Consider the following 22,551-nt stretch of genomic DNA (forward strand, 5'->3'; position numbering starts at 1 on the left):
ATGTAAACCATGCTTTTTTATAGGTAGCTCTTGGCGCATGTTTGAAGTGACTTCTATTTATTTACTGAAAGCCCCCATAGGCTAACTCCGATCAGTTGAACGATCCTGTGGTTGGTCGAAAATACCCTCAAGCATTTATGTTTGAGGGTATTTTTTGATGTTGGCTCAGTTGCTTATTGATGTCGATGACTTCGCTTCTCCTGATTCACTTGCGCTTTTTCAAAAAGAGCTTCCATTGGAATGGATAAATAAAGCACTGGATGAAACCAATAAAGCCAGGATGAGAAGACGGAAGCTGCCTGCTGAATTGGTCGTGTGGCTGCTTGTGGGGATTGGCTTATATCGCGAAATACGCAATTACTGACGTTTTGGACAAGTTAGACCTGAAACTGTCCAGCTCTTTAGGTGAATCCATTGCCCCAAGTGCCATTCCTCAAGCCCGAAAACGTCTCACGGCAGAGCCACTAAAAGCGTTATTCACTATGACGGCTCAGAACTGAGGGATCCCCTCATAATTTCCCCAAAGCGTAACCATGTTTGAATAGATCTTGAGCAAGTAGGGTTGCAGCTGCGAGTAAGTCTTCCCTTGTTATTGTGTAGCCAGAATGCCGCAAAACTTCCATGCCTAAGCGCACTGTTGAGAGTACGTTTCGATTTCTGACTGTGTTAGCTTGGAAGTGCTTCTCCCAACCTTGTTTCTGAGCACGAACGCCCGCAAGCCAAAATGTCAGTTGAAGCATTAGGGGATTCCTCAGTACTAAATGGCCAAAGCCCCAAACTCACATTTATCCACAAATGTGTTTGGAAGTGATCAATCCAAGAGTGATCACCAAGCGATTCTGTTGTGGGCAAACTCTATTGTCGCTGCCCAAAATCAGCTAGCGTCCTAAATGAATCTGGCTTGTTTAGGACGCCTGTTAAAATGGTCAGTATTACTCTCTGACCATCAATTGAGCCACTTGCTGTGCATCTTGTGGCCGAGCGAGATAAAAACCCTGCCCCAATAAGCAGCCTTGGCTTATCAAGTAGTCGACTTGCTGCTGGTTCTCCACCCCTTCGGCAATCACCGTAAGCGCTAAGGTTTCGCCCATGGCGATCACCGCTTTGACGATGGCGTTGCTGTCACTATCGACGGGAATGTCATTGATAAACGAGCGGTCAATTTTTAACTTGCTGATTGGCAAGCCTTTTAAATAAGAGAGCGACGAATAGCCAGTGCCAAAATCGTCCAGTGCGATCTCGACGCCCATCGCGCGCAACTGATTGAGTGCTTGGATGGCTTTGGCCGGATCGTGCAGCAGGAAGCCTTCGGTGATCTCCAGCTCCAGTTTTCTCGCTGGCAGTTGGGTATCCTGCAAAATATCTTGTAACTCGCTAATAAAATGCGGATTTTGCAGTTGTAACGCCGACACGTTCACTGCCATGTGGCTAAAACGATACCCTTGGCTGAGCCAAGTTGCCGCTTGCTGGCAGGCGCTATGCAAAACCCATAAACCTATCTCCTGAATCAACCCGCTTTTCTCGGCGACGGGAATAAACTCAGCGGGCGAGATCATCCCCCATTCTGGATGCTGCCAGCGCAGCAAGGCTTCCATTCCGACTAAGCGCGACTCGTAAAGATTAAACTGTGGTTGGTAGAGCAAAAACAGCTGATCTTTTTCCAGCGCTTCGTGCAGTGCCGATTGGTAGCGTAGGCGTGAGAGCGATTGATTGGTCAGATCTGGCGAGTAAAACGCATAGCCATTGCGACCATTCTTTTTCGCCAGATACATAGCGGTGTCGGCGTTTTTCAGCAAAGATTCGCTGTCTGTGCCATCTTGCGGGAAGCGGGCGATACCAATGCTGGTTGAAACGCGCAGGCTCTCTTGTTCTGAGAGATGAAAGGGGCGGTTGAACACTTTGAGAATGTCGCTCAACGCTTGAGTCAACTGCTCGTCGTTTTGCAGATCTGGCAGTAGTACAACAAATTCATCACCGCCAATCCGTGAGATATGTGCCCGGCCGTGCAACGTTTCTGACAGGCGTCGGCCAAGCTGCGATAACAGGGTGTCGCCGCACAGGTGGCCCAAACTGTCATTAATGTGTTTGAAATGGTCGATATCGAGAAACAGAGTGGCAAAACTCAGCCCAGATTGTTCACCACTTTTTATCTGCTGCTGCAGTAATTTCACCAACAGTGTGCGGTTTGGCAACCCAGTGAGCGGATCATAAAACGCCATGCGCTCTAGCTTGGCTTCATTGGCTTTGCGCGCGGAAATGTCTTCGAACACGCAGATGTAGTTGACCAACTCGTGCAGCTCATCTTGCACCGCACTGATGGTGGCTAATTGCGGGTAAATGCTGCCATCTTTGCGACGGTTGACAAATTCGCCTTTCCACTGTCCTTGTTGCTCCAATTGCTGCCACAACTGCTGATAAAAAGCATCATCATGATGACCGGAGCGCAAAAGACTGGGATTTTTGCCCACCACCTCTTCGGCGCTGTAGCCGGTTATTGAGCTAAAAGCCTGATTCACATCGAGAATGCGTGCGTTGTGATCGGTGATCACCATCCCTTCTTGGGAGTTGTTGAAAATTCTTGATGCTAACGTGAGCTGGGTTTCGATGTGTTTGCGACGGGTGATGTTGCGCGTCATACCCAAAATGCCAATCAATTTACCGTGACGATTACGAATGGGGGATTTGATCGTCTCCAGCCAACTCTTATTTTGCTGGTCATCAAACACATAGCACTCTTCGACCACCTGCTGGTTGCCGCTGGCCACAACCAACTCATCGGATTCGATAAACTTCTTCGCTCTGGATTCTGGAAACAGCTCGTAATCGCTTTGGCCGACAATCTCAAGCCCACTCTTTTGCCAAGCCTGCTCAACACTTTGGTTGGTGGCGAGATATTTACCATCGACACTTTTTATCCACGTGTGATCTTCAAGACAGTCGATAAAATCTTGCAACTTGGGTATGGCCGTAAGTTCGGCGGTTTGATGGCGCAATTGCTGCTGGTGATATAAGTTCGCCAGTTCAAAACTGAAGATGGCGGCGAGCCCCGACAGTTGTACTGCCATCGGCGCGGCATGTTGCGCTTTGCGACAACGGGCGATCAACACGCCAAACAACTGCTGATCGATCAGCCAAACCGGACTGAGTGCGATCGCCTGATCGTTCACCGTTTGATAGTGAGCCTCGGTTTGACCTATGGGCCATTCTGCCTGCCACTGCTCAAGTTTGGCGTAGATCTCCACCCCCAAATGGCTTTGGCTGCCCATTGGTATGGAGAGCTCGAGCATCCACTGATCCGTGTAGCTGAAAGAGTAAAAATAGCAGTCGCATTCGAGAAACTCAGAAGCTTGGGTGATCTTCTGTTTCCAACTGGCGAGTACGTCATGGGAGATAGCGAAGCGAAACATAGGTAATAGCAGCAGAAAAAAGGGGGCCAAGGTTGCGCCCGAAAAAAACCGACTGGCACGAGCGCGTACCGAGCCGCGTTTCGCATCAGCGCAAACGATGTTATAAAATTGGTTATATCCTAACCAACTCACCGCTCTTTCCCAAGGTGAAATTGCAAGTTTTGTCTATTATTCTGGCCCGATGAATGTCTCAAAATAAGCAATTTATTGCCTAAGGCGTTCTTTTTATTGCGTATCTTGAGGTGTTGTTTGGTCCTAAATCGGGCTGTATGCGCTATATTTAATGACTCTGCTGATGTTAAGGAGAAAGCTATGTCGCAAGATGCGCTGATTTCGCGTCTCAATGAGTTGCCACGTATCGAAAGTGTGTTGCAAGAGCTTTTGGCTATGGTGAATCGGGATGATTTCAGCTTTGCTGAACTGTCGCAAAAATTGGCGATGGATCAGGTGCTGAGTGCGCGTTTGTTGCGTATGGCGAACTCGGCTTACTTTGCCGGAAACCAGCCGATCTACAATCTCCATGAAGCGGTTGTGCGGGTTGGTACCAAGGCGGTGCGCACTTTGGTCTCCTCGTCCATCATTTGCGGCGCGTTTCCTAAGGTAGAAACGCTCGATCTGAAAAGCTATTGGGCAGAAACCTTTGATATTGCCATGATTGCCAGCCGTTTGGCCGATCAGGCCAAGCTCGACAGTAGCGAAGTCTTTACCACCGGCGTGTTGCACAACATCGGCGAGCTGATGATTCACGCCTTAGTGCCAGAGCACGCGCTGATGATCCGCGAACGCATTGAACAAGGGATGAAGCCACTGGCGGCGCAGCGGCAGGTGCTGGGTACGGACGCGGTGGAACTCGGCGTGAAGCTGGCCGAAGCGTGGCAGTTCCCACTCGAAATGAAAGACGCGATTGAAAACATCAACCATCCCGGACGAGCGAAAGTGGCCAAGCGGCTCGCTTGCTTGCTCTATCTGGCTCGCGATGTCAGCCGCTGTTGGGACACGATGCAGGATGAAGAAGAAAAGCAGTGCTACTTGGCTGAGCATCCCGCCGCAACTGCGCTCGGCATTTCGCCAGGGCGCGCATTTGTCGTCGACCAAATTCGCGGCCAAGGCAGCCAGATGGCCCACGATATTTTAACCATGTAGGCCAAATAAGCATGGGAGTTAGGCATCGCGAGTGGCGAGCTTGTTTTTGCCCCATTTCAGCTGTTGAATCACCAATCCAGCGATAATGAGCACTAGCCCCATCAAGGTGGTCGGGTGGATCTCTTCACCGATGATGGTGGCCAGTAGCATCAGCGAAATGAATGGCGAAGCAAAAATCAGATTGCTGATGCGCGCCGTGTTATTGGTCTGTTTGAGCGCCGAGAGCCAAAGGACAAACGTTATCCCCATTTCAAACAGACCGACATAGGTGACCGCCAGCCAGCCTTGCACACTGATGGCGTGCCATTTGGCGCCTTCATAAACGCACAGCCCCAGTGCAAAAGGGATCGCGACCAGAAAGCCAAGGAGCACGCCGACAATCGGATCGGCGCGGTTTTTGGTATTGAGAATCCAGTAACCTGCCCATAGCAAGGTGGAAACGAGCGCCAGCGCCACCCCAGTTGGGCTGTCAAACGACAAACCGAGCACATCGCCTTTAGTGGCAATCACAATCACCCCGAAATAGCTGAACAGGCACGCCACCCAATCTTGCTTGCGAATTTTCTGCCCAAGAAATACCGCCGCCATCAGCGTCAAGGTGATCGCCCAACTGTAGTTGATCGCTTGTGCCTGCGAGGCGGGTAGCAGGTCATAGGCTTTAAACAAGATCAGGTAATAGGCTAGCGGGTTAATCAGCCCAAGCATCAGGTAATACCAAGGGTTGGAGAGAAAGGTGCTGACCACTTGCCCCAGTTTGCCTTGCAGCGCACAGATAACAAGCAGAGCCATGGTCGAGACCATGCTGGCGATGGTGAGCATCTGGATCGGGGAAAATTCGGCCAGAGTCAGTTTAAACGCAGTGGCCACGGTAGACCAAAGCAGGACAGCAGCAAGGCCAAATCCTAGGGCGCGACGCTCGTTCATGATTCCTCGTTTCAATAGCGTGAGAGACAAAGCAGCCAGTGTAAGCGAGGATTTTCTGGGCAACAAACTGGACATTTATCCAGTACCAAAATACCATTGAAGCACGCATCTTAGCTCGGTCAACTCCTTATTATGCAATGGATTATCGAAAATCAGACCCTATTGCTGGCGGTCGTGGGCGCCGCAACCTGCAGTGCCGCGTTCGCCAGTTGGTGGACCAAACAGAAATTCGCCTATCAGAATCAGTTGCTTTTGCAACAACTTGAAAGTGACAAACAACTAGCCAAGAGCCAGATTGAGCAGCTCACGCGCACCTTAGCCCAAGCGCAAAGCGAGCTGGATGAATACGACGAAGAGCGCGATAAAGCGGCGTTTGAGGTCAAGCAGTCGCACGGCAAGTTGATGGCCGCGCTAGAGAAGCTGCGCTATTTCGAGGCGGTCAAACAAGAACGCCAGCACTACGCCGACGAGCTAAGCCGCCTGCGTGAAGAAAAAGCGAGCTTAGAGACACAACTGCGTGAGCAGCAAGCGCGCCACGAGCAGGTCAATCAAGCCAATCAAGAGAAGTTACAGTTGCTTGAACAGGCGGAAACGCGCCTCAAGCAGCAGTTTGAGCTGCTGGCGAACCAGTTGTTTGAAGAGAAAACCGCCAAAGTGGATCAACAAAATCGCCTCAGTTTAGAGGGGTTGCTCTCGCCATTGAAAGAGCAGTTAGAAGGGTTCAAAAAGCAGGTTAACGACAGTTTTAGCCAAGAAGCGAAAGAGCGCCACACCTTAGTGCATGAGCTGAAAAATTTGCAGCGCCTCAACGAGCAGATGAGCCGGGAAGCGCTCAATTTGACCCAAGCGCTCAAAGGCGACAACAAGCAGCAGGGCAACTGGGGCGAGGTGGTACTGGCTCGGGTGCTCAAAGAGTCGGGCCTGCGTGAAGGGCACGAATATCAAACGCAGGTTAGCCTGCAAAATGAAGCGGGCAAGCGCTATCAGCCGGATGTGATTGTCTCTCTGCCACAAGATAAGCAGGTGGTGATTGACTCGAAAATGGCGCTGGTCGCCTATGAACGCTATTTTCATGCTGACACGGACGAGCAACGCGAGCAGGCGCTGAGCGAACACTTGGCGGCGCTACGCAGTCATATCAAGGGATTGAGTGTCAAAGATTATCACCAGTTGCGCGGCATCCACAGTTTAGATTACGTGCTGATGTTCATTCCGGTGGAGCCTGCGTTTCAGTTGGCCATTCAGGCAGATCCCAGCTTGGTCAAAGAGGCGCTGGAGCACAACATCATTCTCGTCAGCCCGACCACTTTGCTGGTGGCGCTGCGCACCATCGACAATTTATGGCGCAACGAAAGGCAGAATCAGAACGCGAAAATCATCGCCGAGCGCGCGAGCAAGCTCTACGACAAACTGCGCCTGTTTGTCGACGATATGCAAAACCTCGGCGGCGCATTAGATAAAGCCAATCAGAGCTATCAAGGGGCGATGAATAAGCTGGTTACGGGGCGGGGCAACGTCATTCGCCAAGCCGAAAGTTTCAAAGAGTTAGGGGTTGAAGTGAAACGGCCCATTTCGGCCGAATTGGCGCAATTAGCGCAAAATGACCCTTTAGTAGAAAGACATCCCGCTGAGGATAAAGTAAACTAATCGACCGCAGTCGAGGGCCGTATAACGAAAACCGGGTCCGATGTCGAACCGTGCTGCTCAAGAGGAAGAATAATGACGGATATCAGCGTGCAATCAGATACAGCCTTAGAATCACAGGAAACCACTCACTTCGGTTTTACCACTGTCGCCAAAGACGAGAAAGTCGCCAAAGTGGCGCAAGTGTTCCATTCGGTCGCCGCGAAATACGACATCATGAACGACTTGATGTCGGGTGGTATTCACCGTCTTTGGAAGCGCTTTACCATTGATTGCAGTGGTGCTCGCCCTGGGCAGCGCGTGTTGGATCTTGGTGGTGGCACGGGCGATCTGACGGCGAAATTCTCGCGCATCGTCGGTGAAAAAGGCCACGTTATCCTCGCTGATATCAACAATTCAATGCTCAACGTTGGCCGCGATAAGCTGCGTGATAGCGGCATCGTCGGCAATGTGCATTACGTGCAAGCCAACGCAGAAGAGCTGCCTTTTCCGGATGACTATTTTGATGTCATCACCATCAGTTTCTGTCTGCGTAACGTGACCGACAAAGAGAAAGCGCTGCGTTCGATGTTTCGCGTGCTCAAGCCCGGCGGCCGTTTGTTGGTACTGGAATTTTCCAAACCGGTTTTTGAACCGCTTTCCAAAGTATACGATGCGTACTCGTTCCATCTGTTGCCTAAAATGGGCCAGTTGGTGGCCAACGATGCAGAAAGTTACCGCTATCTGGCTGAATCGATTCGCATGCACCCAGATCAAGAGACACTGAAAGGCATGATGAACGAAGCGGGCTTTGACAATACCTCGTATTACAATCTCACTGGCGGCATTGTCGCTTTGCACCGTGGTTTTAAATTCTGAGGTCGCCCATGCCTTTTGCTCCGCTGATCACCGCTGCGATTGAAACCACACTCAATGTGTTGTTCAACGACAATCCGGATCTACAGCGTCGCCTGTTACGTCTCAAAGGGCAGGTGATCCAAATCCATCTCAAAGAGCTCGACCAGACGCTGACCTTTGTGTTCAGTCAGCAAATCGATGTGCTGGCCGATTATGAAGGCCAGCCAGATTGCTATTTGTCGCTCAATCTCTCGGTTTTGCCGCAATTGCGTGAGCAGGCCAACATCACGCGTCTGATTAAGCAAGACCAACTGGTGCTGGACGGCGATATCCAATTGGCGCAGAAGTTTGCCCAGTTGATGACCGATGCCAAGCCGGATGTGGAAGAGTGGCTGTCGCGCGTCACTGGCGATGTGGTTGCTCACAGCGCCGTGCAAGGGGCGCGCAATGTTGGCGAGTTTTTGCGTGCTCAGGCGAAGAAACATCAAAACCATTTGGGGCAAGTGTTAACCGAAGAGTGGCGTGTGGCGCCGGGGCCGTTAGAAGTGGCGCACTTTTGTGACCAAGTGGATGACCTGCAAAGTGCCACTGCCCAATTGGAAGCGCGTTTGACGCGATTGCTGGAGAAAGCATGACGCCAACCGAACTGAAACGCCTGTATCAGATTATTCAAGTGCAGCTGGAATACGGTTTAGATGAACTCTTACCGGCGCACCAGCTAACCAAAGCGCCCCTTTTACTGCGCAAAAGCTTATTCTGGATTAAAAATCGTCACGCCGATAAGCCGCCCGGAGAACGCCTGCGTTTGGCGTTGCAATCGCTTGGGCCCGTGTGGATCAAGTTTGGTCAGATGCTCTCAACGAGGCGGGATCTTTTCCCGCCGCACATTGCAGATCCTTTAGCGCTGCTGCAAGACCAAGTCGCTCCTTTCGATGGCCATTTGGCGAAGGCACAAATAGAGAAAGCCTTGGGCGGGCCGCTTGAAACTTGGTTTGATGAGTTTGATGTCACACCGCTGGCGTCGGCATCGATTGCGCAAGTACATACTGCGCGCCTGAAATCCAATGGTCGTGAAGTGGTTTTGAAAGTCATTCGCCCAGACATTCGCCCCATCATTGATGCCGATCTCAAACTGATGCTCCGCATGGCACGTATTGTCGCCAAAGCGCTGCCGCAGACACGTCGTCTTAAGCCGATTGAAGTGGTGCGTGAGTACGAAAAAACACTGCTGGATGAGTTGGATCTGCGCCGAGAAGCGGCCAATGCTATCCAACTCAGACGCAATTTCGAAAACAGTGAAGAGTTGTACGTGCCGGAAGTTTTTCCGGACTTCAGTAATGAAACTGTCATGGTTTCTGAGCGAATATATGGCATCCAAGTTTCTGATATTGAAGGCTTGGTTGCCAACGGCACCAACATGAAGCTACTGGCCGAGCGTGGTGTCAGCGTGTTCTTCACCCAAGTGTTTCGTGACAGCTTTTTCCATGCGGATATGCATCCTGGGAATGTGTTTGTCAGCCCTAAACACCCAGAAAATCCTCAGTGGATCGGGTTGGATTGCGGCATCGTCGGAACACTCAATAGTGAAGATAAACGCTATCTGGCGGAAAACTTTCTGGCCTTTTTTAATCGTGATTATCGTCGGGTGGCTGAGCTGCATGTCGATTCCGGCTGGGTGCCAGCCGATACCAATATCGACGAGTTTGAGTTCGCGATCCGTATCGTCTGTGAGCCTATTTTTGCCAAGCCCTTGTGTGAGATCTCCTTTGGTCACGTGCTGCTGAATTTGTTCAACACAGCACGCCGATTCAATATGGAAGTGCAACCGCAACTGGTGCTATTGCAAAAAACCTTGCTCTACGTTGAGGGGCTAGGGCGACAGCTCTATCCGCAATTGGATTTGTGGGAAACCGCCAAGCCCTACTTAGAGCGCTGGATGATGAATCAGGTTGGCCCGCAGGCTGTGCTCAATGCGATTAAAGATCGCGCGCCGTTCTGGGCAGAAAAATTACCGGAATTGCCGGAGCTGCTTTACGACAGCTTAAGACAAGGTAAAGCGATGAACCAGAGAATGGATCAGCTTTATCAGGGCTATCGACAAAGCAAGCGCTCGCAGGCGACAGGAAAGTTTTTATTTGGCGTTGGCGCCACCTTAGTCGTATGCTCAGCGATATTGGTGGACCATGCGTTTGAGCAGCTATCATGGATAACGGCGCTTATGGGCGTCACATTTTGGCTGTTTAGCTGGCGAGCTTATCGTCAATAGGCGTTAAACTCTTAATCAAATTGTTTGTTTTACAAAACCCGAGGTAAAGAAAATGGGTGGTATCAGTATCTGGCAACTGCTAATCATTGCTGTCATCGTTATATTGCTGTTCGGAACCAAGAAGTTGCGTGGCATTGGCGGCGATCTGGGCGGAGCGATCAAAGGCTTCAAGAAAGCCATGAATGACGATGAGTCAGACAAAAAAGACGCAGACTTCGAACCAAAGAGTCTCGAGCAGCAAACCAAGCAAGCTGCAAACGAAACCAAAAAAGATAAAGAGCAGGCATAATTCGTGTTTGATATCGGTTTTTGGGAACTGGTATTGATATCTGTGGTGGGCCTGGTAGTTCTGGGGCCAGAACGTTTGCCGCATGCAATTCGCAGCGTGTCGCGCTTTATTGGTGCGGCGCGCAGCATGGCCAACAGCGTTAAAGATGAGTTGGTACACGAACTGAAAGTGCAGGAGTTGCAGGAAAACTTACGCAAAGCGGAGCAAATGGGGATGGAAAATCTCTCGCCAGAGCTCAAAGCGTCGGTGGAACAATTGCAGCAAGCGGCGCAGTCGGTCAACCGACCTTACGCTGCCTCTGAAGCGGCTTCTGCGCCTAAGGAGTCAGTGACAGAAAAAGCACCTGATTCGGCGCCCGAAGCCAACCCCACGAAAACGGCAGATAGCAAAGCCGAATAGTCTCTTTTCTCAGGAGCGGTCCTATGGCCGCTCCTTTTGCTCTGTTTTGACTGTAGAGGTTTGATATGTCTTCCGTAGAGCAGACACAGCCCCTGATTAGCCACTTACTTGAACTGCGTAATCGACTACTTAAAGCGATCGTCTCGGTGCTGGTGGTGTTTGTCGGGTTAATCTATTTTTCCGCTGAGATCTATGAGTTCGTTTCAGCGCCTTTGGTCGAACGTTTACCGGCAGGGGCAACCATGATCGCCACCGATGTGGCGTCGCCCTTTTTCACGCCATTGAAGTTGACCTTGATCGCTTCTGTGTTTGTGGCGGTGCCGTTCATCTTGTACCAAGTGTGGGCTTTTGTCGCGCCCGGTTTGTACAAGCATGAACGTCGTTTGGTGATGCCGCTGTTGGTGTCCAGCTCGCTGCTGTTTTATTGCGGTGTAGCGTTCGCCTATTTTGTGGTCTTTCCGCTGGTGTTTGGTTTTTTCACCGCCATCTCATTGGGCGGTGTCGAGTTCGCTACCGATATCGCTAGCTACTTAGATTTTGTTTTGGCGCTATTTTTGGCCTTCGGCATCGCCTTTGAAGTGCCAGTGGCGATCATTCTGCTCTGCTGGACTGGGGCCACCAATCCGAAGAGTTTGAGTGAAAAACGCCCTTATATTGTGGTTGGTGCATTTGTCGTCGGTATGTTGCTCACGCCGCCAGATATTATTTCGCAAACCTTACTCGCCATCCCAATGTGTTTACTATTCGAAGTGGGCTTGTTCTTTGCGCGTTTTTATACGCGTAAAGCGGATCTGACGGAGAGTGATGAGTGATCTCAAGGCATGAGTCAAAATAAGAAAAGCGGCTGAAGAAGCCGCTTTTTTTATTTCACTTTGACCACATGGCCACATTTGGTGCAGATGTAAAGCTCTTTTACACCCATGATTTTATGCCAAAAAGTACGATGCTGACGCTGTAAGTGAACACTATGATTGCACATGCTGATAACTCACGTGTTATGTATTTTGTGCGCTGGATCATATATGCAATAGGAGTGTTATACCATGCCTGTATGTGATCTTTATCCATAAAATAATAAAAAGTCTTTATAATTTAATGAATTATTTGTTTAAAAACATGCTTTCTCTCATTTTCTAGTGGCTCACTGATGAGTGACCTGTATCACACTCTGTGTTAGGGTAGTTGAAACAGTTGCTGCGCATTATGGGTGGTGAGCGTATCCACTTCTTCCAGCGACCATCCGCGCAGTTCGGCCACACGTTGGGCAACCAGTGACGTGTAAGCGGGTTCGTTGCGTTTGCCCCGATGTGGCACGGGGGCGAGATAAGGGCAATCCGTTTCCAAAATCACGTAGTTCATATCCAACTGTGGGATCACGCGATCCATGCCGCCGTTTTTAAAGGTGGAGACTCCGCCAAGGCCAAGATGAAAACCGAGATCGTTGATCGCTTTGGCCTCTTCCACGCTACCACCAAAACAGTGAAACACGCCGCGCAGTGAACCATCTTGCTCTTGTCGCAGCAATTTTAGTGTCTCCTCAATCGAATCGCGCGTGTGAATCACCACAGGTAAATCCATCTCTTTGGCCCAATTAAGTTGGGTGATGAATGCCCACTCCTGCTCTTGGCGATAGGTTTTATCCCAATAAAGATCAATGCCAATTTCACCCACCGCAATGAAAGGGTGTTTGGCAAACCAGTGATGAATGATGCTGAGTGTCTCTTTGACATTGGCATCGACGTAGCATGGATGCAATCCCATCATCGAGCGGCAGACATCGGGATAGGCGGCTTCGGTAGCGAGCATTGGCTCAATCGATTTGAGATCGATATTGGGTAACAAGATCTTGCTGATGCCTTGCTGCTGTGCACGTGCTACGACCTGTGCACGGTCTTGATCAAATTCGCTGGCGTAGATATGGGCATGAGTATCGATCATTACGGAGTCTCGTTATAAAAGCAGTGGGGCGATTATACGTCAGTGTGAGCGTTTGGTCATTTTTGCCATTTTTCCGCTTTGTTGCTGGCGTCATGCACCTAGAGTGATATGATTTCGCCAATTCTATACACCAGACAAGGAGAATAGAGTGTCTGTATCTATCCAGGGGCCATTCCCGGCGCGTCGTATGCGTCGTATGCGTAAGCACGATTTCAGTCGTCGACTCATGGCGGAAAACCAGTTAACGGTCAGCGATCTGATCTATCCGATGTTCATTCTGATGGGTAAAGATCGCCGTGAAAGCGTCGAATCCATGCCGGGCGTGGAACGTTTGTCTATCGATCTGATGCTGGAAGAAGCGCAATATCTGGCGCAGTTAGGTGTTCCGGCCATCGCTCTGTTTCCGGTGGTCAATCAGGATGCGAAAAGCTTGTGTGCGGCTGAAGCCTACAACCCAGAAGGTTTGGTACAGCGTGCCGTTCGTGCCTTGAAAGAGCACGTTCCACAAATGGGTGTGATCACCGACGTTGCGTTGGATCCGTTCACCACTCATGGTCAGGATGGCATCATTGATGAAGACGGCTACGTGATGAATGACGAAACCACCGAAGTCTTAGTCAAACAGGCACTCTCACACGCCGAGGCAGGGGCCGATGTGGTGGCACCGTCGGACATGATGGATGGCCGCATTGGCAAAATCCGTGAAGCGTTAGAAGAGGCTGGCTATATTCATACGCAAATCATGGCTTATTCGGCCAAGTACGCGTCATGTTACTACGGACCATTCCGAGATGCAGTCGGCTCAGCAGCCAACCTAAAAGGCGGCAATAAGAAAAATTACCAAATGGATCCGGCCAACAGTGATGAAGCGCTGCACGAAGTGGCGTTAGACATCAACGAAGGGGCGGATATGGTGATGGTAAAACCGGGGATGCCGTACTTGGATGTGGTTCGCCGCGTGAAAACGGAGCTTCAGGTGCCGACATTTGCTTACCAAGTTTCGGGTGAATACGCGATGCACAAAGCCGCTATTCTCAATGGTTGGTTAAAAGAGCGTGAAACTGTGCTTGAATCGCTGCTGTGCTTTAAGCGTGCAGGGGCGGACGGCATTTTAACCTACTTTGCGAAAGACGTTGCCGAGTGGCTGGCGGAAGAAAATGCTCAAACGGCCGCACATTTGCGCCAAACAAAGTAAGAGCAAAGAGCTTAACAGGCTGGCTTCGGCCAGCTTTTTTTATGCTAGGAGAAACGATGTCGATAACAGTGCGTCAAGGATCGCTGGAGGAAGTGGTCGCGGTGGTGGCGACAATCAACGAGTTTGTGCGCAAAGAAACCGTGCACACTTTGAATGAGCGCTTGCAGGGCAAGAAATCGTTGGTGTTGGTGGCATTGCAAGGTGAGCAGTTGCTGGGATTTAAAATCGGCTATCAGTTAACCAGTGATGAGTTCTACAGCTGGTTTGGCGGTGTTTCAGCACAAGCGAGAGGCTATGGCGTAGCGCAACGCCTGTTAGAGGAACAAGAGGCTTTGGCGCTTGAGCAGGGATATCAACGTATAAGAGTCAAATCACGCAATCAGTTTCCCTCCATGCTGAGGTTATTGTTGAGAAATAACTATCTGATTGATAATTTTGAAAAAATGGAAAATATTGCTGAGTCTCGAATCCACTTTGTCAAACAGTTATCAAAATAAATGAGATTTTTTCTCATTTAGATGTTGACTATCAAATGAGAATCATTATTATTAAATGCGTCTGAGGGAATACGAAATAGTTCACAAGGATGTTGAGTTGCCCGATTAACCAAGGTGTTAATAAGTAATGAGACTGAACTGCCCAGAACTTGTACGCATTCTTTTTGACACGACATTGCTCACATTGCTTCCAGTGTAATTTATAGCTTTCTGGTCAGGCCGTGGTACTCACCGATTGGGCTGCACCGTATTTCGCTAGGCGACATCTTTTGATGTCGCTTTTTTTATGCGCATTTTCTTGACAAATCTGCTGTGTTTTTCAACAAAAAATATTTTTTCCACATGCTAGGATCCTGAAAGGATCAAATTTCACGTCTTGGTGTTTTTGCTTTGTTATTTAAAAACAAAGGTTTAATTGTTAATTTGATTAGCTTCCTAACCAGTGCATATCCAGTGGATAATTAATATAAACAGAGTTATCCACAGCTTGAGATGCTCAGTTGGCATAAGATTTTGTACACCGTAAAGGACGATTGCATCTGCAACATGGATTCAGTGGTGTAGACGTGGCATCCTTAGCACATCAAATTTAATGTCTGCTGGATATCTACAATTATGGCGAGTATTCCTGAAAATCCCTTGATTCTGATCGATGGTTCTTCCTATCTCTATCGTGCATTTCATGCTTACCCAGGCACCATGAGCAATGGTGAGATACCGACCAACGCGGTTTATGGAGTGGTGAACATGCTGCGTAGCATGATGCGCCAATTTGCTTCTGAGCGTATCGCGGTGGTGTTTGACGCAAAAGGCAAGACTTTCCGTGATGAGATGTATCCGGAGTACAAAGCGCACCGTCCGCCTATGCCGGATGATTTGCGCTGTCAGATTGAGCCGCTGCACGATGTGATCCGCGCCATGGGCTTGCCACTGATCTGCGTACCCGGCGTTGAAGCGGATGACGTGATTGGCACGCTCGCCTATCAAGCTTCCCAACAAGGCATGCCGGTGTTGATCAGCACTGGTGATAAAGACATGGCGCAGTTGGTCGATGACAACATCATTCTGATCAACACCATGACCAATGTGGTGATGGATCGAGAAGGCGTGATTGAAAAATTCGGTATTCCGCCTGAACAGATCATCGATTACCTCGCCCTGATGGGGGACAAAGTGGATAACATCCCAGGCGTTCCCGGTGTGGGAGATAAAACGGCGGTCGCCTTGTTGCAGGGCATTGGCGGGATTTCTTCACTTTATGAGCGCCTTGATGACATCGCTGCATTGGGCTTTCGTGGCTCGAAAACCATGGCGAAAAAACTGCTCGATAACAAAGAGAATGCACTGTTGTCGTATCAGTTGGCGACCATCAAACTCGATGTTGAGCTGGAGCAAACGCCTGAGTCTCTGCACAAAATGGCGCCGAATAAAGATGAGTTAATAAAGCTCTACGGTCAGTTAACCTTTAAATCTTGGTTGACCGAGCTACTTGATGGCGGCACGGGTGTGGTTGAAGCGGTAGAAAAAGCGGCATCCACACGCGATACCAGCGCTGCGGCTTCACCAGCTAAAGAGCTGAACACGTCGGCGGCAAACATTGATCGTAGCCAGTATGAAACGATTCTTGACCAAGACTCTTTCCATGCATGGCTAGATAAGCTCAAAGCGGCAGAGCTGTTTGCTTTCGACACCGAGACCGACAGCCTCGACTACATGGTGGCGAATCTGGTGGGCCTCTCGTTTGCCATTGAAGAGGGCATCGCGGCCTATGTGCCCGTGGCGCACGATTACTTGGATGCGCCGCAGCAGCTGGATCGCGATTGGGTACTAGCACAACTTAAGCCGATCCTTGAAGATGATGCGCAAGCGAAGGTAGGCCAGAATCTAAAATACGATGCCTCGGTATTGGCTCGCTACGGCATTGCGATGCGGGGTATCAAACACGACACCATGTTGGCCTCTTACGTTTACAACAGCGTTGGTGGCAAACACGATATGGACAGCTTGGCGCTGCGATTCTTGCAGCACAGCTGCATCTCGTTTGAGCAGATCGCAGGCAAAGGTAAAAATCAGTTAACCTTCAACCAGATCGATCTCAATCAAGCTGCGGTGTACGCTGCAGAAGATGCCGATGTCACCTTGCGTCTACACAATCGCTTTGAGGAGTCGCTCAACGCGGATGAGAAACTCAAGTCCGTGTATGAAGAGATTGAAGTGCCTTTGGTGCCTGTGCTGTCTCGCATTGAACGCACTGGCGTTTTGATTGACGCCATGAAACTGTCCGCGCAATCACAGGAAATTGCGCTGCGCTTGGATGAGTTAGAGCAAAAAGCGTACGAGATCGCCGAGCAAGAGTTCAATATGAACTCGCCCAAACAGCTGCAAACCATTCTGTTTGAGCAGATGGGATTACCAGTGGTGAAGAAAACCCCTTCGGGAACGCCTTCGACCAATGAAGAGGTGCTGCAAGAACTGGCGCTGGACTACCCATTGCCGAAAGTGATTCTTGAATACCGTGGTCTGGCTAAGCTCAAATCCACCTATACCGATAAGTTGCCGAAGATGATTAACCCGACCACCGGTCGCGTGCATACTTCTTATCATCAGGCGGTAACAGCGACGGGGCGCTTATCGTCTACCGATCCTAACTTACAGAACATTCCGATCCGTAATGAAGAAGGGCGTCGTATTCGTCAGGCTTTCGTTGCGCCGCATGGTTACAAAATTCTTGCGGTGGACTACTCGCAAATTGAGCTGCGTATTATGGCGCATCTCTCCGGTGATCAGGCTTTGTTGGATGCCTTCCAGCAGGGCAAAGACATTCACGCCGCGACCGCTGCGGAAATTCTCGGCGTTAGCATCGATCAAGTCACCTCCGAGCAGCGCCGCCGCGCTAAAGCGGTGAACTTTGGTTTGATCTACGGCATGAGTGCGTTTGGTCTGGCGAAGCAGTTGGGCATTCCGCGTGGCGAAGCGCAGGGCTATATGGATAAGTACTTCGAGCGCTACCCCGGCGTTATGCAGTATATGGAAGATACTCGCAGCACGGCGTCTGAACTCGGTTATGTCGAAACCATTTTTGGCCGGCGATTGCATTTGCCGGAAATTACCTCACGTAACGTGATGCGTCGTAAAGCGGCGGAGCGTGCGGCGATCAACGCACCGATGCAAGGCACGGCGGCAGACATCATCAAGAAAGCGATGCTTTTGGTTGATCAGTGGATCGAGCAAGAGGGCGATGGTCGGGTTAAACTGTTGATGCAAGTACACGATGAACTGGTTCTGGAAGTGGAAGAGTCATCTTTGGCCGAAATTGAAAGTAAAGTACAGGAATTGATGGAATCTGCAGCGCAGCTGAAAGTCCCTCTTGTCGCAGATGCAGGCCATGGTGATAACTGGGATCAGGCGCACTAATCACTTTTTGTGCGAAAACGGATAAATTGTATGAGCCAGAGCACAAGTTCTGGCTTTTTTTTGTATCTAAATAAGTTCAAAGAGAAATTGTTGAGTTGTAGCTTAATAAAGGTTTCATGAAAATAAACTACAAAAAAAGTTTGCAATTATGACCAATTGTTGTACATTAATCCTCGTAGGGTACAGAGGTAAGATGTTCTATCTTTCAGACCTTTTGTTTCACGTTATTGGATTAGGCTGATTCAGCCGCCCCAGTCAGGTTTTGACTGGGGCGTTTTTTATTGCCCAAAATAAAATTTATTAATTTTCAATAAATTAGTTACTTTTCTCTTGTTCCGCTCTGTTTATACCGCCTTTGGCCGTGTTCTACCGTATTTGTCGTTGAAAATCCGTTCTGTAAATTTTTACCAATCACACTATTATTAATTCTCTTAAAAAACTAACTGCATATTTAATGTGAGTGTTTTGGTTTTAAATTTTTATATATCAGTAGCTTAGGATTTGTTGTTGCAGTTGGTTTTTAGTCAGCAGCCCAATATTCTCAGCGCGCGAACTCTTGAAATCCGTGACCAGTTCAGTAATGCTCTGGCCCATAATAATAATTACCATTTTTCTCTCCCGTTTCCCTGCCAGGATGGCGGGGATTTTTGTTTCTGGCGGCAGAAAAAACAAAAGCCCTGCATAGGCAGAGCTTTGATCGATAATCTTGTATCGCGAGGCTAGTCGTTTTCTTGGTCTGCTTCTTCGTCCAATAGATGGGCGAGTGCTGGTGCAAACCATTCGTCGAGTTTGGCTCGTAACTGATCCACGCCAATCCCTTTCAATGATGAAAACAGATCGACTTGCACGTCACCACCAAAGGTTGCCGCTAACTGGCGAACTTTGAGTAGTTCTGCTTTGCGTGCACCGCTCTTGAGTTTGTCCGCTTTCGTGAGAAGAACTTGGGCTGGGATACGACTCTCAATTGCCCAAGCAATCATCTGTTGATCGAGATCCTTCATTGGATGGCGGATGTCCATCAACACCACCAATCCTTGTAGACATTGGCGTTTTTGCAGATATTCACCCAGCGATTTTTGCCACTTCTGCTTCATTTCCAGCGGAACTTGGGCAAAACCATAGCCAGGAAGGTCGACAATATGGCAGCCATCCGTCACTTTGAACAAGTTGATAAGCTGCGTGCGGCCTGGCGTCTTTGAGGTTTTCGCTAGGCTTTTTTGGTTGGTTAATCGGTTTAGTGCACTGGATTTCCCAGCATTTGAGCGTCCTGCAAACGCAATTTCGATGCCCTCATCGGCTGGCAGGTGGCGGATATCAGGCGCACTGGTGATGAAATGCGTATTTTGGTAATGAATTTTTACGCTCACTGTTAACTCCATCTCGACTTTGTGTAGTCGATTGATTACTTTTTTGTGAAATTGTGTAAAATAACCGTGCTCGGCATAAGGTCGCCTATTGTACCATGAGTGTACTCGGTCTGTTCACCTTCCGTGGTACTGGAAGCTTGATAATTATAATGGAATGTCATGAAGAAATTAGCGCTAATTTTGAGTCTTTTAGCCAGCTGCTCAGTATGGGCCCAAGGTAATATTGAGGCTGGCAAAGCAAAATCCCAAACGTGTGTTGCGTGTCACGGTGCTGACGGCAACAGTCTACTCACCATGTATCCAAAGCTTGCTGGTCAGCATGCCAAATATATTGAGAAGCAGTTGAAAGATCTCAAATTAGGTATGGAAAGTGCGGGTAAGCAAGGACGTTATGATCCGGTTATGAGCGCAATGGCGATGCCATTGACAGAACAGGACATGGCGGATTTGGCAGCTTACTACTCTTCCCTGCCAATTTCTCCAAACACGACACCGGAAAGCGTGGTCGATGCGGGTAAAGTATTGTACACCGCAGGTGACGCAGAGCGTGGTTTAACCGCATGTGTTGCGTGTCATGGTCCGCGCGGCAATGGTACCGAGCTTTCAGGTTTCCCGAAAATTTCCGGTCAGCATGCTGACTACATCAAAGCTCAGCTACAAAAATTCCGCGAATCATCCCGTGGCAACGATATGAATGCGATGATGCGTGATATCGCGAAGAAACTGACCGACGATGACATTAACACCCTGTCTCAATACGTTGGTGGTCTTCACTAATTTCACCCCTAACCGCTCGAGCACATGTTGTAGGAAAACGCCCTGGCCTGTTACTAGGGCGTTTTCTTTTTCGCACATTATCACACTTTTTTGCCGCCATGTTCTTTTGCAAACGGACATTTTGCTGATCATTTTGTAAGAGATTTGCCATTCGTTTTTGCCTCTTTGTCTACCAAGTTTTTCTAACTTTATGAAAAGCAGAAAGTATTTAACTTAGTTTAAAAACGAGCCAATAAATCGTGCTAAGCGACTTGTTTCAATTTGATGAGCAAGTAAATTAGCACTATCAGCAGGACGCTGGTAAAGGAAATCAGGCCAAGGTGGTCTCCACGGATGCGGGCAAGGGAGTTGTTCGAAAGCCGGAGAAGGGAGCTCAGATCGACAGGATGTTGGTCAGATACGGATGGTCACCTCGTCTAAAGGTTAAGACAGTGCAAAGGATCCAGGCTTAACGGATAAGCCTTGATACAGGAAGTCGAAGGAAAGCCAAAACTCATCAGGATGATGACGAACAACACCTTTTGGCAGGGAAAGCACAAAAAACAAACGGAATATTGGTGCACTAACTGAGTGCAACACAGTTTTTGCCACTTGTGGCGGTTCAGAAAGCGACAGCATGCCTGTCGCTTTTTTTATTTCGGCCGTTTTTTTCTGAAATTGGCGATATTTTGCCCGCGGCCCCTCCAATCCTGTCGGACTTTCTGGTATGTTGCGCATCCCTGTTTGAGGAAGTCAGTATGCCTACCTGCCCTTTATGTCAGCATGAGCACATTCAGCCTTATTTTGTCGACAAACACCGCGAGTATTTGCAGTGTAAGCAATGCCATTTGGTGTTTGTCCATCCGAACCAGCGTCTGGATGCAAAAAGCGAAAAAGCTCACTATGATCTGCATGAGAATAATCCGCAGGATGCAGGTTATCGGCGCTTTTTAGCGCGCATCGCTGACCCTCTTCAGGAACGGATTAAACCGCAATCAACCGGGTTGGATTTTGGTTGCGGACCCGGGCCAACGCTCTCATTGATGATGGCTGAGCGTGGTCACACCATGGCGTTGTACGATATTTATTACCACCCACAGACCAGTGTGTTGGCTGAGCAGTACGACTTCATGACAGCCACAGAGGTGATTGAGCATCTCTATCAACCTGCTCAGGTGTGGCAACAATGGTTGAATTTGGTTAAGCCTGGAGGCTGGATAGGCCTGATGACAAAAATGGTCATCAATGTTGAGGCGTTTGCCCATTGGCATTACAAAAATGATCCCACACATGTGATCTTTTTTAGCCAAGCAACGTTTCAGTTTCTGGCAGAGCGGGATAAGCTCGAACTTGAATTTATTGGCAAAGATGTAATTTTACTGAGGAAGACCCAGTAATGAGTCGTAAGAAAAAATCGAGAAAACCAGGTGCCGCAGGCGCGCCTGAATTTGTAGTTACCCGTAACCGTTCTGAGTCGGATGTCGCAGGACGTTTGCGCAAAAAAGAGAAAAAGCACAAAGGTTTGAAAGCCGGTGCTCGTAACGCAGAAGATCAAGCCAAGCAGAAACAGTCGGCCAATCAAGTGCGAGATCCACGTCTTGGCAGCAAGAAGAAAATCCCACTGATTGTCGAACCTGCGAAGAAGTTGACTAAGCAAGAGCGTCGTCTGTCGGCAGAACAAGAGCTCGAAATGCTGGAAAACGATGCCCAGTTGAATGTGTTGCTTGATCGTATTGAGGCCGGTGAAAACCTAGGTCGCGGCTTGCAGCAGTACGTTGACGCGAAACTGGACCGCATTGAGCAGTTGATGAAGCAACTTGGTTTGCTCGAACCCGAAGACGACGAAGAGTTTCAAGATGAAGCACCAACGCGCAAAGCTCGTTCAGACGATGAGCTGCTGGCGGATTTTGAAGACTTCAACATGGACGACTACAAAGGGTAAGCAGTGCGATGAATGTCACCTTACTAGCCATAATTGGTGGTGCCATCATTCTGGGTTTGGCGTGTTATGCAGGCTACCTTCTGCTCCAGTTAAAGAAGCAAAAGGAGTTGCAACAGCAGCATCAGAAGTTGGCGATCGAGAAACGCAATGCCAATATTTTCGACAACGTCAATATCTTGTGTATGGCGGGGATTCAAGGACAGTGCGATCTGTCTGAAATCAGCATTCGTGTCTATTGCATCATGGATTATGTGCAAGGAGAGCAACGTGTGGATTTCGATGCCGAATACCCAGCGATTGCTGAGCTGTACCACATTGTCAAAGACATGCCACGCGGTGAAGCGCGTCAGGCGCTTGAGAAAAAAGAGCGCATGAAGCAAAACCTTGAGCGTCATAAGGCCGAAGGCCGTCTTAGTGAGGCGATTGTCGAAGAGCTGAAAGCACTGCGCAAAAGAGTGCAGCCGCTCAACAACCAGATCAACATTCAGATGATCTAATCGATGGCCCTGCTGTGCGGGGCTATCGTGATCGCG

General features: G+C 49.2%; 23 protein-coding genes and 1 pseudogene. 17 read left to right on the plus strand and 7 right to left on the minus strand.

Annotation, left to right across the window (positions count from 1 at the left end; all coding sequences use genetic code 11):
- Positions 1-157 precede the first annotated feature (157 nt).
- Together I3X05_RS23695 and I3X05_RS23700 are read left to right on the plus strand one after the other, a co-directional pair.
- Positions 158-364, plus strand: coding sequence for a transposase domain-containing protein (locus I3X05_RS23695; RefSeq protein ID WP_425304489.1), 207 nt, complete (start codon positions 158-160; stop codon positions 362-364).
- A 4-nt stretch (positions 365-368) separates the two neighbouring features.
- Positions 369-500, plus strand: a complete 132-nt coding sequence (locus I3X05_RS23700; RefSeq protein ID WP_425304490.1) for a transposase domain-containing protein — start codon at positions 369-371, stop codon at positions 498-500.
- Between the two features lie 9 nt (positions 501-509).
- Here the strand turns inward: I3X05_RS23700 and I3X05_RS00430 are convergent.
- Together I3X05_RS00430 and I3X05_RS00435 are read right to left on the minus strand one after the other, a co-directional pair.
- Positions 510-749, minus strand: a pseudogene (locus tag I3X05_RS00430) (IS4 family transposase); the annotation flags it as partial.
- Between the two features lie 183 nt (positions 750-932).
- Entirely contained in the window at positions 933-3,407 is a 2,475-nt protein-coding gene (locus tag I3X05_RS00435) for a putative bifunctional diguanylate cyclase/phosphodiesterase (RefSeq protein WP_337971157.1), read from the minus strand.
- A 312-nt stretch (positions 3,408-3,719) separates the two neighbouring features.
- On the opposite strand from I3X05_RS00435, the gene I3X05_RS00440 reads away from it, so the two are divergent.
- The gene (locus tag I3X05_RS00440) at positions 3,720-4,550 is read left to right on the plus strand and encodes an HDOD domain-containing protein (RefSeq protein ID WP_045572329.1); all 831 of its coding nucleotides are present in this window, start codon (positions 3,720-3,722) and stop codon (positions 4,548-4,550) included.
- Between the two features lie 18 nt (positions 4,551-4,568).
- On the opposite strand, the gene I3X05_RS00445 is transcribed toward I3X05_RS00440, so the two are convergent.
- Complete coding sequence (locus tag I3X05_RS00445) at positions 4,569-5,474, minus strand: DMT family transporter (RefSeq protein WP_045572330.1); 906 nt, start codon at positions 5,472-5,474, stop codon at positions 4,569-4,571.
- A 132-nt stretch (positions 5,475-5,606) separates the two neighbouring features.
- On the opposite strand from I3X05_RS00445, the gene rmuC reads away from it, so the two are divergent.
- From rmuC to tatC, 7 genes are all read left to right on the plus strand, one after another.
- Positions 5,607-7,121, plus strand: a complete 1,515-nt coding sequence (gene rmuC / locus I3X05_RS00450; protein WP_045572331.1) for a DNA recombination protein RmuC — start codon at positions 5,607-5,609, stop codon at positions 7,119-7,121.
- Positions 7,122-7,193: 72 nt separating this feature from the next.
- On the plus strand, positions 7,194-7,976 hold the full coding sequence (gene ubiE, locus I3X05_RS00455; RefSeq protein WP_039422589.1) for a bifunctional demethylmenaquinone methyltransferase/2-methoxy-6-polyprenyl-1,4-benzoquinol methylase UbiE: 783 nt from the start codon (positions 7,194-7,196) through the stop codon (positions 7,974-7,976).
- A gap of 8 nt (positions 7,977-7,984) precedes the next feature.
- On the plus strand, positions 7,985-8,590 hold the full coding sequence (locus I3X05_RS00460) for a ubiquinone biosynthesis accessory factor UbiJ (RefSeq protein WP_045572332.1): 606 nt from the start codon (positions 7,985-7,987) through the stop codon (positions 8,588-8,590).
- Positions 8,587-10,221 (plus strand): ubiquinone biosynthesis regulatory protein kinase UbiB, encoded by a 1,635-nt coding sequence (gene ubiB / locus I3X05_RS00465; RefSeq protein ID WP_045572333.1) that lies wholly within the window; start codon positions 8,587-8,589, stop codon positions 10,219-10,221. The genes I3X05_RS00460 and ubiB overlap by 4 nt, the downstream gene beginning before the upstream one ends.
- 52 nt (positions 10,222-10,273) lie before the next feature.
- Entirely contained in the window at positions 10,274-10,510 is a 237-nt protein-coding gene (gene tatA, locus I3X05_RS00470) for a Sec-independent protein translocase subunit TatA (RefSeq protein ID WP_045572334.1), read from the plus strand.
- A gap of 3 nt (positions 10,511-10,513) precedes the next feature.
- Positions 10,514-10,909 (plus strand): Sec-independent protein translocase protein TatB, encoded by a 396-nt coding sequence (tatB, locus tag I3X05_RS00475; RefSeq protein ID WP_045572335.1) that lies wholly within the window; start codon positions 10,514-10,516, stop codon positions 10,907-10,909.
- A 65-nt stretch (positions 10,910-10,974) separates the two neighbouring features.
- Positions 10,975-11,721 (plus strand): twin-arginine translocase subunit TatC, encoded by a 747-nt coding sequence (gene tatC / locus I3X05_RS00480; protein ID WP_045572336.1) that lies wholly within the window; start codon positions 10,975-10,977, stop codon positions 11,719-11,721.
- 361 nt (positions 11,722-12,082) lie between these two features.
- Here the strand turns inward: tatC and I3X05_RS00485 are convergent, their stop codons facing one another.
- Positions 12,083-12,847, minus strand: a complete 765-nt coding sequence (locus tag I3X05_RS00485) for a TatD family hydrolase (RefSeq protein WP_045572337.1) — start codon at positions 12,845-12,847, stop codon at positions 12,083-12,085.
- A gap of 148 nt (positions 12,848-12,995) precedes the next feature.
- On the opposite strand from I3X05_RS00485, the gene hemB reads away from it, so the two are divergent.
- The 3 genes from hemB (at position 12,996) to polA (ending at position 17,953) form a co-directional block, all read left to right on the plus strand.
- A complete protein-coding gene (hemB, locus tag I3X05_RS00490; protein WP_045572338.1) occupies positions 12,996-14,042 on the plus strand; it encodes a porphobilinogen synthase in 1,047 nt (348 codons plus the stop codon).
- Between the two features lie 56 nt (positions 14,043-14,098).
- Entirely contained in the window at positions 14,099-14,539 is a 441-nt protein-coding gene (locus tag I3X05_RS00495; RefSeq protein WP_045572339.1) for a GNAT family N-acetyltransferase, read from the plus strand.
- Between the two features lie 615 nt (positions 14,540-15,154).
- Positions 15,155-17,953 (plus strand): DNA polymerase I, encoded by a 2,799-nt coding sequence (gene polA / locus I3X05_RS00500; RefSeq protein WP_193167040.1) that lies wholly within the window; start codon positions 15,155-15,157, stop codon positions 17,951-17,953.
- A 486-nt stretch (positions 17,954-18,439) separates the two neighbouring features.
- On the opposite strand, the gene I3X05_RS00505 is transcribed toward polA, so the two are convergent.
- Together I3X05_RS00505 and yihA are read right to left on the minus strand one after the other, a co-directional pair.
- Positions 18,440-18,562 (minus strand): hypothetical protein, encoded by a 123-nt coding sequence (locus I3X05_RS00505; protein ID WP_264299502.1) that lies wholly within the window; start codon positions 18,560-18,562, stop codon positions 18,440-18,442.
- A 110-nt stretch (positions 18,563-18,672) separates the two neighbouring features.
- Positions 18,673-19,320: a ribosome biogenesis GTP-binding protein YihA/YsxC gene (gene yihA / locus I3X05_RS00510; protein WP_193157672.1), complete on the minus strand. Its 648-nt coding sequence runs from the start codon at positions 19,318-19,320 to the stop codon at positions 18,673-18,675.
- Positions 19,321-19,479: 159 nt separating this feature from the next.
- Here yihA and I3X05_RS00515 point away from each other — a divergent pair, with 159 nt between their 5' ends.
- Positions 19,480-20,097, plus strand: a complete 618-nt coding sequence (locus tag I3X05_RS00515; protein WP_045572342.1) for a c-type cytochrome — start codon at positions 19,480-19,482, stop codon at positions 20,095-20,097.
- Between the two features lie 423 nt (positions 20,098-20,520).
- Here I3X05_RS00515 and I3X05_RS00520 read toward each other — a convergent pair whose 3' ends face one another.
- Entirely contained in the window at positions 20,521-20,814 is a 294-nt protein-coding gene (locus I3X05_RS00520; RefSeq protein WP_193157689.1) for a hypothetical protein, read from the minus strand.
- A 20-nt stretch (positions 20,815-20,834) separates the two neighbouring features.
- Between I3X05_RS00520 and I3X05_RS00525 the strand changes: the two genes are divergently transcribed.
- Genes I3X05_RS00525 through I3X05_RS00535 form a run of 3 tightly spaced genes read left to right on the plus strand, consistent with a single transcriptional unit; the run spans position 20,835 to position 22,515 of the window.
- Positions 20,835-21,473 (plus strand): class I SAM-dependent methyltransferase, encoded by a 639-nt coding sequence (locus tag I3X05_RS00525; protein WP_045572343.1) that lies wholly within the window; start codon positions 20,835-20,837, stop codon positions 21,471-21,473.
- Positions 21,473-22,018, plus strand: coding sequence for a Der GTPase-activating protein YihI (yihI, locus tag I3X05_RS00530; RefSeq protein WP_045572344.1), 546 nt, complete (start codon positions 21,473-21,475; stop codon positions 22,016-22,018). Before I3X05_RS00525 ends, yihI begins: the two co-directional genes overlap by 1 nt.
- Positions 22,019-22,026: 8 nt before the next feature.
- The gene (locus tag I3X05_RS00535; protein ID WP_039422618.1) at positions 22,027-22,515 is read left to right on the plus strand and encodes a DUF2489 domain-containing protein; all 489 of its coding nucleotides are present in this window, start codon (positions 22,027-22,029) and stop codon (positions 22,513-22,515) included.
- The last annotated feature ends 36 nt before the right edge of the window (positions 22,516-22,551 follow it).

The organism is Vibrio navarrensis (genome assembly GCF_015767675.1).
Taxonomy (GTDB): domain Bacteria; phylum Pseudomonadota; class Gammaproteobacteria; order Enterobacterales; family Vibrionaceae; genus Vibrio.